This is a genomic window from Mesorhizobium sp. WSM4828 (genome assembly GCF_055811175.1).
The window spans coordinates 15526-29606 of the sequence record NZ_JBVVQK010000025.1; the positions used below are offsets into that span (position 1 = coordinate 15526).

At 63.3% G+C, this 14081-nt stretch carries 13 protein-coding genes; 5 read left to right on the plus strand and 8 right to left on the minus strand.

Annotated features, from left to right (window positions below; translation table 11 throughout):
* Window positions 1-89 precede the first annotated feature (89 nt).
* Entirely contained in the window at window positions 90-1250 is a 1161-nt protein-coding gene (locus AC0L2X_RS24275; RefSeq protein ID WP_352492537.1) for a helix-turn-helix transcriptional regulator, read from the minus strand.
* Window positions 1251-1505: 255 nt separating this feature from the next.
* Between AC0L2X_RS24275 and AC0L2X_RS24280 the strand changes: the two genes are divergently transcribed.
* The 3 genes from AC0L2X_RS24280 to AC0L2X_RS24290 all read left to right on the plus strand — a co-directional run bounded on the left by AC0L2X_RS24280 (window position 1506) and on the right by AC0L2X_RS24290 (window position 2979).
* Window positions 1506-1904 (plus strand): NADH:ubiquinone oxidoreductase subunit NDUFA12, encoded by a 399-nt coding sequence (locus AC0L2X_RS24280; RefSeq protein ID WP_023674818.1) that lies wholly within the window; start codon window positions 1506-1508, stop codon window positions 1902-1904.
* A gap of 153 nt (window positions 1905-2057) precedes the next feature.
* Window positions 2058-2540: a DUF2155 domain-containing protein gene (locus AC0L2X_RS24285; protein WP_473561190.1), complete on the plus strand. Its 483-nt coding sequence runs from the start codon at window positions 2058-2060 to the stop codon at window positions 2538-2540.
* 88 nt (window positions 2541-2628) lie between these two features.
* Window positions 2629-2979: a hypothetical protein gene (locus AC0L2X_RS24290; RefSeq protein ID WP_473561204.1), complete on the plus strand. Its 351-nt coding sequence runs from the start codon at window positions 2629-2631 to the stop codon at window positions 2977-2979.
* A 100-nt stretch (window positions 2980-3079) separates the two neighbouring features.
* On the opposite strand, the gene aat is transcribed toward AC0L2X_RS24290, so the two are convergent.
* The 6 genes from aat to AC0L2X_RS24320 form a co-directional block, all read right to left on the minus strand.
* Window positions 3080-3697 carry a leucyl/phenylalanyl-tRNA--protein transferase gene (gene aat / locus AC0L2X_RS24295; protein ID WP_352668240.1) on the minus strand — a complete coding sequence of 206 codons (618 nt, stop codon included), beginning with the start codon at window positions 3695-3697 and terminating at the stop codon, window positions 3080-3082.
* Window positions 3698-3712: 15 nt separating this feature from the next.
* Window positions 3713-5056, minus strand: a complete 1344-nt coding sequence (gene accC / locus AC0L2X_RS24300) for an acetyl-CoA carboxylase biotin carboxylase subunit (RefSeq protein ID WP_352492533.1) — start codon at window positions 5054-5056, stop codon at window positions 3713-3715.
* A 19-nt stretch (window positions 5057-5075) separates the two neighbouring features.
* Complete coding sequence (accB, locus tag AC0L2X_RS24305; RefSeq protein ID WP_473561188.1) at window positions 5076-5522, minus strand: acetyl-CoA carboxylase biotin carboxyl carrier protein; 447 nt, start codon at window positions 5520-5522, stop codon at window positions 5076-5078.
* 26 nt (window positions 5523-5548) lie between these two features.
* Window positions 5549-5983 (minus strand): type II 3-dehydroquinate dehydratase, encoded by a 435-nt coding sequence (gene aroQ / locus AC0L2X_RS24310; protein ID WP_031211260.1) that lies wholly within the window; start codon window positions 5981-5983, stop codon window positions 5549-5551.
* Between the two features lie 163 nt (window positions 5984-6146).
* Window positions 6147-6950, minus strand: coding sequence for a DsbA family protein (locus AC0L2X_RS24315; protein WP_473561187.1), 804 nt, complete (start codon window positions 6948-6950; stop codon window positions 6147-6149).
* Between the two features lie 70 nt (window positions 6951-7020).
* On the minus strand, window positions 7021-8415 hold the full coding sequence (locus tag AC0L2X_RS24320) for a M48 family metalloprotease (RefSeq protein WP_473561186.1): 1395 nt from the start codon (window positions 8413-8415) through the stop codon (window positions 7021-7023).
* Window positions 8416-8560: 145 nt separating this feature from the next.
* Here AC0L2X_RS24320 and AC0L2X_RS24325 point away from each other — a divergent pair, with 145 nt between their 5' ends.
* Together AC0L2X_RS24325 and AC0L2X_RS24330 are read left to right on the plus strand one after the other, a co-directional pair.
* Window positions 8561-9709 carry a pyridoxal phosphate-dependent aminotransferase gene (locus AC0L2X_RS24325; RefSeq protein ID WP_352508565.1) on the plus strand — a complete coding sequence of 383 codons (1149 nt, stop codon included), beginning with the start codon at window positions 8561-8563 and terminating at the stop codon, window positions 9707-9709.
* A gap of 11 nt (window positions 9710-9720) precedes the next feature.
* On the plus strand, window positions 9721-10668 hold the full coding sequence (locus AC0L2X_RS24330; RefSeq protein ID WP_473561184.1) for a glutaminase: 948 nt from the start codon (window positions 9721-9723) through the stop codon (window positions 10666-10668).
* A 96-nt stretch (window positions 10669-10764) separates the two neighbouring features.
* Here AC0L2X_RS24330 and AC0L2X_RS24335 read toward each other — a convergent pair whose 3' ends face one another.
* Window positions 10765-13749 (minus strand): Rne/Rng family ribonuclease, encoded by a 2985-nt coding sequence (locus AC0L2X_RS24335; protein WP_473600418.1) that lies wholly within the window; start codon window positions 13747-13749, stop codon window positions 10765-10767.
* Between the last annotated feature and the right edge of the window lie 332 nt (window positions 13750-14081).

The following is a 14081-nucleotide window of genomic DNA, read 5'->3' on the forward strand; positions in this document are numbered from 1 at the left end:
ATTTTGCGGACGATGGTCTCAAGGGCTTGGAAAAAACTTGCCGGCCGAGTCTTTTGGACCGCTGCCGGTCCGGGAAACCCCGCGCAAAATCAACTGGAGCGCAAGGGCGGCGACAATTCGCGCATCAAAAGTTCGAGCTCGCGTTGATCGCCGGTACCTGTCTTGTCGAAGATCGTCGCCAACTGCGACTTGACGGTGCCGTCGGAGACGCCGCCGGCGGCGGCGATTTCCTTTCGCGTTAGGCCGGCGGCAACGTGACCGGCGACGCGCCTTTCTGCCGCGGTCAGTCCGAACAGCGCCGCAATGGCGTCAAGCGCCGGGATTGGTGCCGAACCGGCCGCCGCGATGAAGATCGCTGCGGCGGCGCGCTGCGCGATGCGCGCCGAGATTTCACGCCGCGCCAGCGGCATCACATGGGCCACCGCCGGAACGGCCGTCTTGGCCAGGGGAATATTGATGCCGCAAGGTCCGAGCGCGAATTCGTCGCGCGTGCCGAGCTGGACGGCGCGGCCGATCGCGGCATTGGCATTGGCGTAGGTGAAGGAAAGCTGGCCGCGCACGCAAGCGACCGAAATGTTTTCGGCGAGCAACGCTTCGGCTGACGGATTGGCGAAGATGATGGTCATGTCTTCGGCGACGATCAGCACCGGATGGTCGAGGCTTTCGATGATGGAGCGAAAGATTTCGGCCTTGCGCCGCTCGGCCTCGAACAGGTCGCCGATGGTCACCGCGCGCCGCACATGCGGGGCCAGCAGGCCGACAAGATCGAGATCCTCGCGGGAAATCTGGCGCCTGTCCTTGTCGGTGACCACCATCAACGTGCCGATCCGGGTCGGCCGCTTCATCAACGCCACCCAGAAGAAATCGTCCAGCCGGTTGGGTTGTACCCATTCGCGCACGATGCGGCTTTCGAGCCATCTCTGTCGCGTATCCGGGCCTTGCAGGGCGTAGATCGAATCGACGGTGAACGGCACGTCGATCTCCATCTTGGGAACCGCCGCATAGAACGGCACTTGCGAGCCATAGTCATGCTTCAACGGCTCAAGAACTGCGGGATCGCCGCAGGACACCGAAAACCGCGCGGAGCTGCTGATCGTGTCGATGACGGCGAGCATGGCAAGCTGGCCTTCCGCCAGGTTGCAGATGGCCTCGAGTGTCGCCTGCCAGCGGTCGACGTCGGCAATCGAATCGTAGATCGCCTCAACGACCTGCGGCAATGCGCGACCGGCCGTGCCCGCCAGCGATGACATGAGCCCCTCTCATTTGCCGTCCTTGAGGCAACGAAGCTTCAACTCTTAGAATAACGCTGCGTAAGGTTGCCAACAACCCATTTCATCTGCTTCGGGCGGACGCGAAAATCGCATGATCGTTTCGCTTTCCCGCCAGCCATTTGCTCGCCGGTTGCGGCAAGACGCTTGCCTTCGCAATGCCGTGACGCCATAAGCAGGAACAGGCGCCGCAGCCGCCGCGAGGACTTGCTTCAAGGACTTGCCACGAGGATTTGGATGAAAACTTTCCTTCTGCAGTTTTTCACCTGGTGGAACAGCCAGACATTGGGAACGCGCTTCCACACCTGGCGGCACGGCAAGAAGGTCGGGCAGGACGAGGTCGGCAACGTCTACTATGAGGGCGGCGTCGATTCGGAAGGCCGCACCCGCCGCTGGGTCATCTACCGCGACTATTCGGAAGCCTCGGCGATTCCGCCCGGCTGGCATGGCTGGATCCATCACCGTGTCGACGTTGCGCCGCCAAGCGAAGACTACAAGCCACGCGACTGGCAAAAGCCGCATGTGCCGAACCTCACCGGCAGCCCCGCGGCCTATCGGCCGAAGGGCTCGGTGCTAACCAACCAGCATCGTCCGCAGGTGACGGGCGACTACGACGCCTGGACGCCTGGTTCGTGATCGATCGCTGCGACACGCGCGGTCTCCACTGGCGCGGTCCCCACGGGGCGGTCCTTTGTCGCCACAATTGCTGTTTAGCTGTTTGCTGATCCGACAGCAGCAACTAGCCTTGGCGTTAAGAGAATCACCCGGGCGCAAACCACCGGACCTTGCATGAGCATGTTCAGCCGATTTTTGACGGGCGGATTAACCGCGGTCGTTCTCGCTTCTATGGTGGCGCTTGCTGCTGCGCAGGAGTTGGCGCCGCCTGCGCCGGACGCGTCGGTGGCGCCTGCAGCACCCGCACTATCCGAGCGCATCACCAATCCCGTCGCTGAATTCGCCGGCATCGACAAGATCACCGGCCGTATCATCACCTTCGATGTCTATATCGACGAGACGGTGCAGTTCGGCGCTTTGCAGGTGACGCCGCGCATCTGCTATTCACGGCCCGAAAACGAAGAGCCGAAGACGGATTCGTTCGTCGAGGTCGACGAGATCACGCTCGACCGGAAAATACGCCGTATCTTCACCGGCTGGATGTTTGCTGAAAGCCCCGGGATCAACGCCGTCGAGCATGCCGTCTATGATATCTGGCTGAAGGGCTGCAAGCAGAAGTCCGACGTGCCGGCACCCGCCGCCCCCAAAACCAACTAGAATCTGTCAGCGTGCGGCGGATACCGCGTCTTGCGGAACCGCCGTGTTGCCCGAGCGTTGGTGCCACTCTACGGAGGAGGTTGCCATGATGACGGCCAACAAGAACGAACTTCTCGACATCGAAAGGGGATTCTGGAGCGGCGGCGCCGACTATTTCAAGGCCAATGCCGATAGCGAATGCCTGGTGGCCTTCCCGCAGATGGCGCGGGTGATGAGCAATGCCGATCTGGCCGCAACTGCCACGGACCCGAACCGCTGGCGCGATCTCGACATCGACCTCAAGGGCATCATCGAGCCGGGCAGCGACATCGTCATGCTGACCTACGAGGCGCGTGCGACCCGGCAAGATGGCGAAGCCTATGCGGCGCTGGTCAGCACCGGCTATGTCCACCGCGTCAATGGCTGGAAGATGATGTTCCACGCACAGACGCCGCTGTGACGGCAGCAAAACGCTGACCGGCCGCTAGAGCAATTTCAGGAAAAGTGTGAACGGTTTCCGTCCGGGATTGCGTTTCTTCGAAACGATGAACCATTCCAGTTTATGGAAAAAACACGGCCTCGCCCTTCAGCGCCTCGGCCAACATCTTCTCGTACTTGCCGCGCGGCACGTCGATTGCGCCGAAGCGTTTGAGATGCTCGGTGGTGAACTGCGTATCGAGCAGTGCAAAGCCGCGCGCCTTCAGGCGGTCGACGAGGTGAACCAGGCAGGCCTTTGACGCGTCGGTCTCCCTGGCGAACATGCTCTCGCCGAAAAACACGCGGCCGAGCGATACGCCGTAGAGCCCCCCGACCAACCGGTCGTTGTGCCAGGCCTCGACCGAATGGCAATGGCCCATCCGATGCAGCTCGATATAGGCTTCGCGGATCGGCGCGTTGATCCAGGTCGACCGACGTTCCTCGCGCCTCTCGGCACAGGCCTCGATCGTCGCCTCGAAGTCGAAATCGATGCGGAACTCGAACAGGTTCTTGCGGATCGTCTTTCTCAGGCTTTTCGGTATGTGGAACCCGTCGAGCGGAATGATGCCGCGCGTCTCCGGCCGCACCCAGAACACTTCGGGGTCATTGGCGCTCTCGGCCATCGGGAAGACGCCGGAGGCATAGGCTTTGAGCAAAAGGTCCGTCGGGATGCGATAACCGGGTGCGTAGGGACGGGTCATCGCTTCGCCCCTGTATCACTCGCCTTCGGCCAGGTATTTTTCCAGCCAGTGGATATCGTAGTCGCCATTGGCGATGTCGGCGTTGCCGACGAGGTCTCGAAACAGCGGTAGCGTCGTCTTGATGCCGTCGACGACGAATTCGTCGAGCGCGCGCCGCAGCCGCATCATGCATTCGACGCGGTTGCGGCCGTGCACGATCAGCTTGCCGATCAGGCTGTCGTAGTAGGGCGGGATCTTGTAGCCCGAATAGACACCGGAATCGACACGGATGCCGAGGCCGCCCGGCGTGTGGAAGTGGGTGATGGTGCCCGGCGAGGGGGTGAAGGTGCGCGGATCCTCGGCGTTGATACGGCATTCGATGGCATGGCCATGGAAGCGGATATCTTCCTGGCGCACCGAAAGCCCGCCGCCCGAGGCGACGCGGATCTGCTCGTGCACGAGATCGATGCCGGTGATCGCCTCGGTGACCGGATGTTCGACCTGCAGGCGCGTGTTCATCTCGATGAAATAGAACTGGCCGTCCTCATAGAGGAATTCGATCGTGCCGGCGCCGGAATAGCCGAGATCGGCGATCGCCCTGGCGCAGACGCCGCCAATATGCGCGCGCTCCTCGGCATTGAGAGCCGGCGAGGGCGCTTCTTCCCAGACTTTCTGGTGGCGGCGCTGCAGCGAGCAGTCGCGCTCGCCGAAATGCACGCCGCGCCCGGCGCCGTCGCCGAACACCTGCACTTCGATATGGCGCGGCTTCTGCAGATATTTCTCGATATAGACTGCGTCGTCGCCGAAGGCCGCACCCGCCTCCGAGCGTGCCGTCTGCAGCGCCACCTCAAGGTCGGCCTCGCTACGCGCCACTTTCATGCCGCGCCCGCCGCCGCCCGCCGACGCCTTGATGATGACGGGGTAGCCGATCGCGGCGGCAATGCGCTTGGCTTCCTTGTCCTCGGTGACCGCGCCGTCGGAGCCGGGCACCACGGGAATGCCGAGGCGTTTTGCGGTACGCTTGGCCTCGATCTTGTCGCCCATGATGCGGATATGGTCGCCGGTCGGGCCGATGAAGGTGATGTTGTGCGCGGCGAGGATGTCGGCGAACTTGGCGTTCTCCGACAGAAAACCGTAGCCAGGATGCACCGCGTCGGCGCCGGTGATCTCGCAGGCGGCGACGATCTGGTGGATGTTGAGATAGCTGTCGCGCGACGGCGGCGGGCCGATGCAGACGCTCTCGTCGGCGAGACGCACATGCATGGCGTCGGCGTCGGCGGTCGAATGCACCACCACCGTCTGGATGCCAAGCTCCTTGCAGGCGCGCAGCACCCTGAGGGCGATTTCGCCGCGATTGGCGATGAGGATTTTCTGGAACATCTTTCGCCTGTTCCCGGCTCTACTCGATCACGACGAGCGGCATGCCATATTCGACCGGCTGTGCATCTTCAAACAGGATCGCCGTCACCGTGCCGGCGCGCGGCGAGGGGATCTGGTTCATCGTCTTCATTGCTTCGATGATCAGCAGCGTCTGGCCTTCCTTGACCTTCTGGCCGATTTCGATGAACGGCCTGGCGTCGGGCGACGGTGCCAGATAGGCGGTGCCGACCATTGGCGAGGCGACGGCGTTCTTCGACACGTCGGGCGTCGCCGGCGCGGTCGCTGCCGCAGGCTGCGCGGCTGCCGGCGGAGCTGCGGCGACCGCATGGACGGCCGGCGCCTGCCGCGAGACGCGCACCTTCAGATCGCCCAGCTCGACCTCGATCTCGGTCAGGTTGGTGTCGTTCAGTATGCCCGCCAGATCGCGGATCAGCTGCTGGTCAACACCGTTCTTCTTTATCGACATTTTCGAGCCTTCTGTTTGTTGGCCGGTCATAGGCGTGCAGCCAGCGCCTGCAGCGCCAGCGTGTAGCCGAGCGGCCCGAACCCGCAGATCATGCCGACGGCGACCGGCGCGACCATGGAAACGTGGCGGAATGGTTCCCGCGCGTGGATGTTGGAGAGATGCACCTCAGCGACCGGCAGCGGCGCGACAGCGCGGATGGCATCGTGAATGGCGATCGAGGTATGGCCGTAGGCGCCCGGATTGATGACGATTGCGGCGGCCTTGTCGGCGGCCTCCTGGATCCAGTCGACGAGGTCGCCCTCATGGTTCGACTGGCGGAAATCGATCTCCAGCCCCAGTGCAGCACCTGCCTGCTTGCAGTCGTCGGCGATCGCGGCAAGCGTCTTACCGCCATAGATGCCCGGCTCGCGCTTGCCGAGCGCGTTGAGATTGGGGCCGTTCAGGACGAAAACCGTTTTCAAAAAATGCCGACCTTTCCCGGCGCGGCTCAGCCGGCGCGCCGGACCCTCTATAATGGGCATAGACGCTGGCGAAAAGAGCGCAAGTGCGTTCTTTCGCCGTCCACAACAGCCGGAAAACGGCCCGTGCCGGAAACCCGCAGCCTAATCGAAACCCGAAAGCTGATCAGAGCGCCGCCTTCGCCGCCTCGATCTTTTCGGCCAGTACTTCCTGGCCAAGCGCGCCGAACACCACCTCGTTGCCGACGACATAGGACGGCGTTCCGGTGATGGCGAGCTTGGTGGCGAGGTCATAGGTCTTGGAGAAGGCCTCGGTGATGCTCGGATCCTTCATCTTTTCGCGCAGCGCCGCCTCGTCGGCGCCGAGCGACAGCGCCACCTTGATTGCCGCCGCCTCGGTGGCGCGCCCCTGGCCGCCGAGCAGCGCATTGTGGAATTCGCCGTATTTCTCCGGCTTCATCAAATGGAAAGCCATCGAGACGACGCTCGCCTTCTGCGAATCCGGGCCGAGGATCGGGAACTCCTTGAGCACGAAACGCAGGTCCGGATCGGCCTTGGTCAGCGCGCGCATGTCGTCGATGGCACGTTTGCAGTAGCCGCAATTGTAATCATAGAACTCGACAATGGTGATTTTGCCGTTCGGATTGCCGACAACACCGTCGAAGGAGGAATTGAAGATCTGGTCCTTGGCGTCTTTGATGACGCCGAGACTAGCGACGCGCTGTTCTTCCTTCTGCTTGGCCTCGAGTGCCTGCTGGGCCTCCAGAAGCACTTCCGGGTTCTTCAGGAGATAGTCGCGGACGATGCCTTCGACTTCGGTTCGGTCGAGCTTGGTTTCCGAGGATGCCATCTGGACAAGCTGCGCCGTGCCGGCCTTCGCGGTCTGCGGATTTCCGGCGACGAAGCCGAACGCCAGCATGGCGAGGGCCGCTGCCACTCCGGTAGTGCCCAGCAGAATTGCCTTGGTCATGATCCTCGATCCTCTTGCCTGTGTTCGGGTCCGCTCGGTTTGGCTGTGTCGCAGCGTGCTTCCGAAAGGTTCACTTCTTCTTACCTGATGGTGCGTAGTTTATAATGTCCTGCGCGCGAAGCCAGCCCGGCTCGCCCCGCTTCATGGTCTGCTGCGCCCGCATGGCGAAGATTTTCGCATTCTTGTAGTCGCCGGAATAGAAATGCCCTTCGGCGGTTGCAAGCTCGGCGGCCGGGATGTTGCCGAGTTCCCCGTAGGCCTGTGCCAGATAGCGGTATCCGTCGGCGTTTTCGCGATCCCGTCCGAGGCCGGTGTTGATCTGCGTCACCGCCTTCTTCAGTGAATCCTGCGTGCCGATGGCCATCAGCGCTTGGCCGTAAGAGACCGGCAGCAGCCCGGATCGCGCCGGATCGAGGCTGACCGACTTGGCATAGGCGTCAGCAGCATCCTTCGGCCTGTTCGCCTTCATCAGGATGTCGCCGCGCAATTCCTGGAAATAGGGATTTTTCGGCTGTTCCTTGATCAACGCGTTGGTTTTGGTGAGCGCCGAGGCCAGATTGCCGAAAAGATAGGTCATCTGCGCGTCGCCATAGCGCGAGGCGAGACTGCCGGGATTCTTGCGCATCAATCGCGACGCCGCGGCCTGGCCCTGCATATAGGCGGCGATCTTGATGCGCATCATATCGTGGCGCTGCTGCAGTGCCGGCGGGTCGACCTTGTCGACGTAAGGGCTCTGCTTCACCAGCACTTCGAGATTGGCGATACGCTCCTGCGGCATCGGATGGCTGATCCTGTAGGGATCGACTTGCGCGCCCGAGAGCGACAATGCGTTCTGGAAGCGGCCAAACGTCTTCAACATGCCCATGCCGGACTGGCCCGTTGCATTGAGATAGGTGATCGCCGAGCGGTCGGCAGTCATCTCCTCAGTGCGCTGATAGGCGAGGATGCTGCGTTGCGCCATCTCGCCGCCGCCGGCCACAACGCCCATGCCGGCCCCGGCGAGGCCGCGGCTGTTGCTGGTGGCGCCGGCCACCATGGCGCCGGCGCCAAGCAGCGTCGCCAGGATCGCCATCGTCTTGGCGCGCTCGAGCTGTTCGCGCAACTTTTGCTGGTGTCCGCCGGCGATATGGCCGGCCTCGTGGGCGATGACGCCGATGATCTCGTTGGGCGTTTCGGCCGTCATCAGCGCGCCGGTGTTGATGAACAGGCGACGGCCGGCAACGAAGGCGTTGAAGCTCTGGTCGTTGACCAGCACGATGTTGATGGCGTCGCCCGACAAGCCCGCCGCCTTGAAGATCGGCCGCGCGTAATCGCGTACCAGCGCCTCGATCTCGGCATCGCGCACCACCGGCACATTCTGCGCAAACGCGTTGACCGAGCCGGCCATGGCGACCACCGCGGCAAGCGAAAGCGTCGCGATGGCGCGCGCTGTCCTGGCGATCGTCGATCTGGGTCGGCTCAACATGGCAGGTCCACTGGTAGACGAGTGGGCGAAGGATGAAAAGTCGGCAGCCTAAACTTACCGAACTTGTGATCCCCACACCAATCGGGCATTTGTGCGGCGCGGCCAGCATGGCCGGCACGTGCGGACAAGTGTGGTGGATTGAAAAATGGTTGTTTCGCTTTCGCGCCGCGGCGCGGTCGAACCGTTCCACGCCATGGACATCCTGGCCGAGGCGAATCGGCTGAAAGCCAAGGGCCTGCCGGTCGTTTCCATGGCCGTCGGCCAGCCTTCCGATCCGGCGCCGGCCGGGGTTCGTGAAGCGGCGGCCAACGCCTTGAAAGCTGGCCGCATCGGCTATACCGACGCGCTGGGCCTCGCCGGTCTGCGCAAGGCGATCGCGGCGCATTATGGCGAGCATTACGGGCTTGACGTTTCGCCCGAGCGGATAGCTGTCACCACCGGATCGTCGGCTGCCTTCAACCTCGCTTTCCTGGCAATGTTCGATCCGGGCGACCGCGTCGCCATCGCTGCGCCCGGCTATCCTGCCTATCGCAACATCATGGCCGCGCTTGGCATCGACATCGCCGAGATCGAGCTCGACGGCGCTGCCTATCTCCATGCCGAGCACCTGCAAGCCGCGCATCGCGAAAAACCGTTGAAGGGCGTGCTGTTCGCCAGCCCGGCCAACCCGACCGGCGCGGTCATTCCCGCCGGCGATCTCGAGGCGCTGGTCAAGACGGCGCAAGAGCTCGGCATCGCGGTGATCTCAGACGAAATCTATCACCGGCTGGCCTATGCGGCACCCGACACGACCGCGCTTTCTTTCGGCGCGGATGTGACGGTGATCAATTCCTTCTCGAAATATTATTGCATGACCGGCTGGCGCATCGGCTGGATGGTGCTCCCGCAGGAACTGGTGCGGCCGGTCGAGCGCATCGCCCAGAGCCTCTACATCTCGCCGCCCGAGCTGTCCCAGATTGCCGCGATCGAGGCATTCAAGGCGACGCCAGAACTGGAAGCGGTGAAGGCGCGCTATGCCTGGAACCGCGAGCTCCTGATGCAGCGCCTGCCGGAGCTCGGCTTTGCTTTGGCCGCGCCCATGGACGGCGCGTTCTACGCCTTCTGCGACGTCACCAGGCACACCAATGACAGCATGGCGTTTGCGCGCCGGATGCTGGCCGAGGCGCATGTGGCGGCGACGCCGGGCCGCGATTTCGATCCGCTGCAAGGCCATCGCACGATGCGCTTTTCCTACGCCGGCAGCCACGACGACATGGTCGAGGCGATGGCGCGTATCGAACGCTGGCTGAAGTAGCGGGGGCGACGATGCCGGAGCTTGAACAGGCGCCGCAACTCGAACATGCATTGCGCGAGGTCGCTGCCGAAATGGCGGAGCGTACCGATCGCGGCGACGTCGCCAGCTATATTCCCCAGCTCGGCAAGATCGATCCGAAAAAATTCGGCATTGCCGCGGTGACCAATGACGGCCGCGTGCTGACCGCGGGCGATGCCGACGAGGCGTTTTCGATCCAGAGCATCTCAAAGGTGTTCACGCTGACGCTGGCGCTCGGCAATGTCGGCGACGCGCTGTGGCAGCGGGTCGGGCGCGAACCTTCGGGCAATCCGTTCAACTCGATCGTCCAGCTCGAGCACGAGAACGGCATTCCGCGCAATCCATTCATCAATGCCGGCGCCATCGTGGTCTCAGATATCCTGCTTGCCGGCCATCAGCCGCGCGAGGCGATCGGCGAGATCCTGCGCTTCATCCAGTTCCTGGCCGATGACGACACGATCATCATCGACCGCGAGGTCGCCGCGTCCGAACGCGCCACCGGCTTTCGCAATTTCGCGCTTGCCAATTACATGAAATCGTTCGGCAATCTCCACCATGCGCCGGAACTGGCGCTGGGCGTCTATTTCCACCATTGCGCTATCGCCATGAGCTGCCGGCAACTGGCGCTGGCCGGCCGCTTCCTCGCCAATGGCGGCAAGAACCCGGCGACCGGGCATTCCGTCGTGTCGGCCGAGCGCGCCCGCCGCATCGGTGCGATGATGCTGACCTGCGGCCACTATGACGGCTCCGGCGACTTCGCTTTCCGCGTCGGCATTCCCGGCAAGAGCGGCGTTGGCGGCGGCATATTGGGGATCGTGCCGGGTGTTGCCTCGCTTGCCGTGTGGTCGCCCGGCCTCAACGCCAACGGCAATTCCAGGCTGGGCTCGATCGCGCTGGAAAAACTGGCGAAGACGATGAACTGGTCGATCTTCGCGCCATAGCGCCTGTCGCCTGGAATTCGGACAAAAAATCCCGCGCAGCCGATCGGCAACGCGGGATTTTTTTAATCAGAAAGTCTGGCTAATGCACGGAAAGGCTTAGAAAAAGCCCTTCCGTTGCCACCAGCCGGCACGCTTTGGCTTGTCCTCGGCCTTTGCTTCCTCGGTCTTTGCCTCTTCGGGAACGATCGAGGAGACGACCGGCACGACCGGAGCATCCACCGGTGCGGGCTTGCGCCGCGACGGCCGGACCTTCGGCGTTTCCTCGGCAGCCGCCACTTCGGTCTCCTGCGGAACCGGCGCGGCGGTCTCGCCGGAAGCCACGGAGGCGGCCTCGGCAGCCGATGTCTCGGCGCCCGCAATCTCGGCAACTGCTTCCGCCGCAACCTTCTTCGGCTTGGCGGCGCGGCGCGGCTTCTTCGGCTTTGCGGCGCTCGGCATGTCGTCGTTCGCCGGAGCAAGCACCGCAAGCTCTTCGGCCGGCGGCGCACCTTCCGGGTCGCCGGTCACGGGCTCTGCTTCCGACACGGCACCTTCCGTCATGGCGGCTGGCTCGCCGGTGCTGGCTTCGACGCCGTCCTCGCCGTCCTCACGGCGATTGCGCTTGCCGCCGCGCTTGCCGCGCCGGCGCTTCTTGCCGTGACCGTCGTCCGCCGCTTCCGCCGTTTCGGCAACACCGGCCGGCGCTTCACGTTCCGCTTCGGCGGCTTGGTCGGCCGCGGCTACGAAGGCGTCGTCCGTCGGCGCCGAAACGGAGGCACCTTCAACGGCAGCGCCATGCTCGCGGTCCGCGTGTTCGCGATCGCCATGTTCGCGTTCCCCGTGTTCACGATCCTTGCCGCCGCGCCGTCTGCGGCGCTTGCGGCGCTTGCGATCGCGGCCTTCGCCGTCCTCGCCGGACCTTGGCTGCTGCGGCTGCTGGACAGGATGTGGCTGCTCGGCCTGCACCGGTGCCTCGTCTTCCTCCTCGATGACGATCTCGTCCTCGGGTTCTTCCGGCTCGACATAGGCCGGGAACGTGCGGGCCTCGACAAAGCCTTCAGGCTTTTCGGCCAGCGCACCGCGGAAGATGGCATAGTGTTGTGCACCGACCGCATCGTCGGCTTCGATGGTGATGGTCACGCCGAAGCGGTGCTCGAATTCCACCAGCGTGCCGCGCTTGTGATTGAGCACATAGAGCGCGGTCGCTGCCGGCGTCCGCACCGTAATGTGGCTGCGCGAATCCTTGAGCAGGAATTCCTCGATTGCCCGCACCACCATCAGCGCGACCGACGAATCGGAGCGCACATGGCCGGTGCCGCCGCAATGCGGGCAAGGCTTCATCGTCGATTCCAGCACGCTGGCACGGATGCGCTGGCGCGACATCTCCATCAGGCCGAAATGCGAGATGCGGCCGACCTGGATGCGGGCACGATCGTTCTTGAGGTGATCCTTCAGCCGCTTCTCGACGGAGCGGTTGTTGCGGTTCTCCTCCATGTCGATGAAGTCGATGACGATGAGGCCGGCGAGATCGCGCAGCCTCAATTGCCGGGCGACTTCCTCGGCGGCTTCCAGATTGGTGTGAAGTGCGGTGTCCTCTATCGAGTGCTCCTTGGTGGAACGGCCCGAATTGACGTCGATCGCGACCAGCGCTTCCGTCTGGTTGATGATGATGTAGCCGCCGCTCTTCAGCGTCACCTGCGGCTGCAGCATGCGGTCGAGCTGCGCTTCGATGCCGTTGCGCACAAAGATCGGCGTCGTGTCGCGGAACGGCTGAACCACCTTGGCGTGGCTCGGCATCAGCATGCGCATGAAATCCTTGGCCTCGCGGTAGCCTTCTTCGCCGGAAACCAGGATCTCGTCGATATCCTTGTTGTAAAGGTCGCGCACCGAGCGCTTGATCAGGCTGCCTTCCTCGTAAACCAGGGCAGGGGCCGTGGATTGCAGCGTCAGATTGCGGACGTTTTCCCAAAGCCGCATCAAATACTCGTAGTCGCGCTTGATCTCTGCCTTTGTGCGGCTTTCACCGGCCGTACGCAGGATGACACCCATGCCCTGCGGCACTTCGAGATCGGCGACCACTTCCTTCAGCCGCTTGCGGTCCTGCGCATTGGTGATCTTGCGCGAAATACCGCCGCCGCGCGCCGTGTTCGGCATCAGCACCGAATAGCGGCCGGCCAGCGACAGATAGGTGGTCAGCGCTGCACCCTTGTTTCCGCGCTCTTCCTTGACGACCTGCACCAGCAAGATCTGCCGGCGCTTGATCACTTCCTGGATCTTGTACTGGCGGCGCACCGGCTTGCGGCGGTTGCGCACTTCTTCAAGCGCGTCCTCGGCACCGACCGATTCGACCTCGTGATCGTCCGGATGCGAGGATTGCACCTCTTCCAGCATGCCGCGATCATTGTCTTCGGAGGTTGCTTCGCCGCTTGTCTCGGCCCCGCCTTTCTCGGGCCCGCTTAGCTCGACTTGCGGGACGGCTTCCGAGATTACGTCGGCATCGACGCTGGCAGCGATGGAACTGGAACCGCCTTCGGACGGCTCGGTCTCACCGCGATCGGCGACTTCATCGCTCTGTCCGGCAGCATCCTCGCTCTGTCCGGCAATGTCGGACATGGTGTTGTCGGCAGCGGAATCCAGGTTTTCTGCGACGGCATCTTCGCCGTTCTCGCTATTCTCACCGTCGGAGGCGCCTGCCTCGCGCCTGTGCTCGCCGCGGTCGCGGCTCTTGCCGCCGCGCCGGCGTCCGCGCTTGCCACGGTCGCGGCTCTGGCGGTCCTCGCCTTCGGCGGCTTCCTCGTCCTCTTCGTCCTGAGCTTCCTGTGCTTCCGCACGCAGCAGCGCCTGACGGTCGGCGACCGGAATCTGGTAGTAGTCGGGGTGTATTTCACTGAAGGCGAGGAAACCGTGACGGTTGCCGCCATATTCGACAAAGGCTGCCTGGAGGGAAGGTTCGACGCGCGTTACGCGGGCGAGATAGATGTTTCCTTTGAGCTGCTTCTTGTCCTGGGATTCAAAGTCGAATTCTTCAATACGGTTACCGCGAACGACGACAACGCGTGTTTCCTCCGGGTGGGAGGCGTCTATCAGCATTTTGTTGGGCATTATTTCGTTTCCTCCCGGCAGCCGTCGGCCGCAGCTTGCAGGACAATGCCCGCTGCCGTGGACCTGGAACATGGGTGCCGGACAATTGAACGTCCGCCGGCCGCTGCCTGAGCGCCATGGCGGTGCCGCCCGCAGCCGTAGTGGCGCGGTTTGTTGCGGACCTTTCCATGATTGCGCTTGAAGCCATCGTCACCAGCAGAACCTTTTGAACCAAAGCCCGGGAAAAACCGGACCAGCTTGTTTGCTCATACAGAGCCGGCACGGGACAATCCCGGCCGTTTTGCTCACGCAGGCGATTCCCCCGCCACGGGAGCACGCCTGCGAAAATCGTC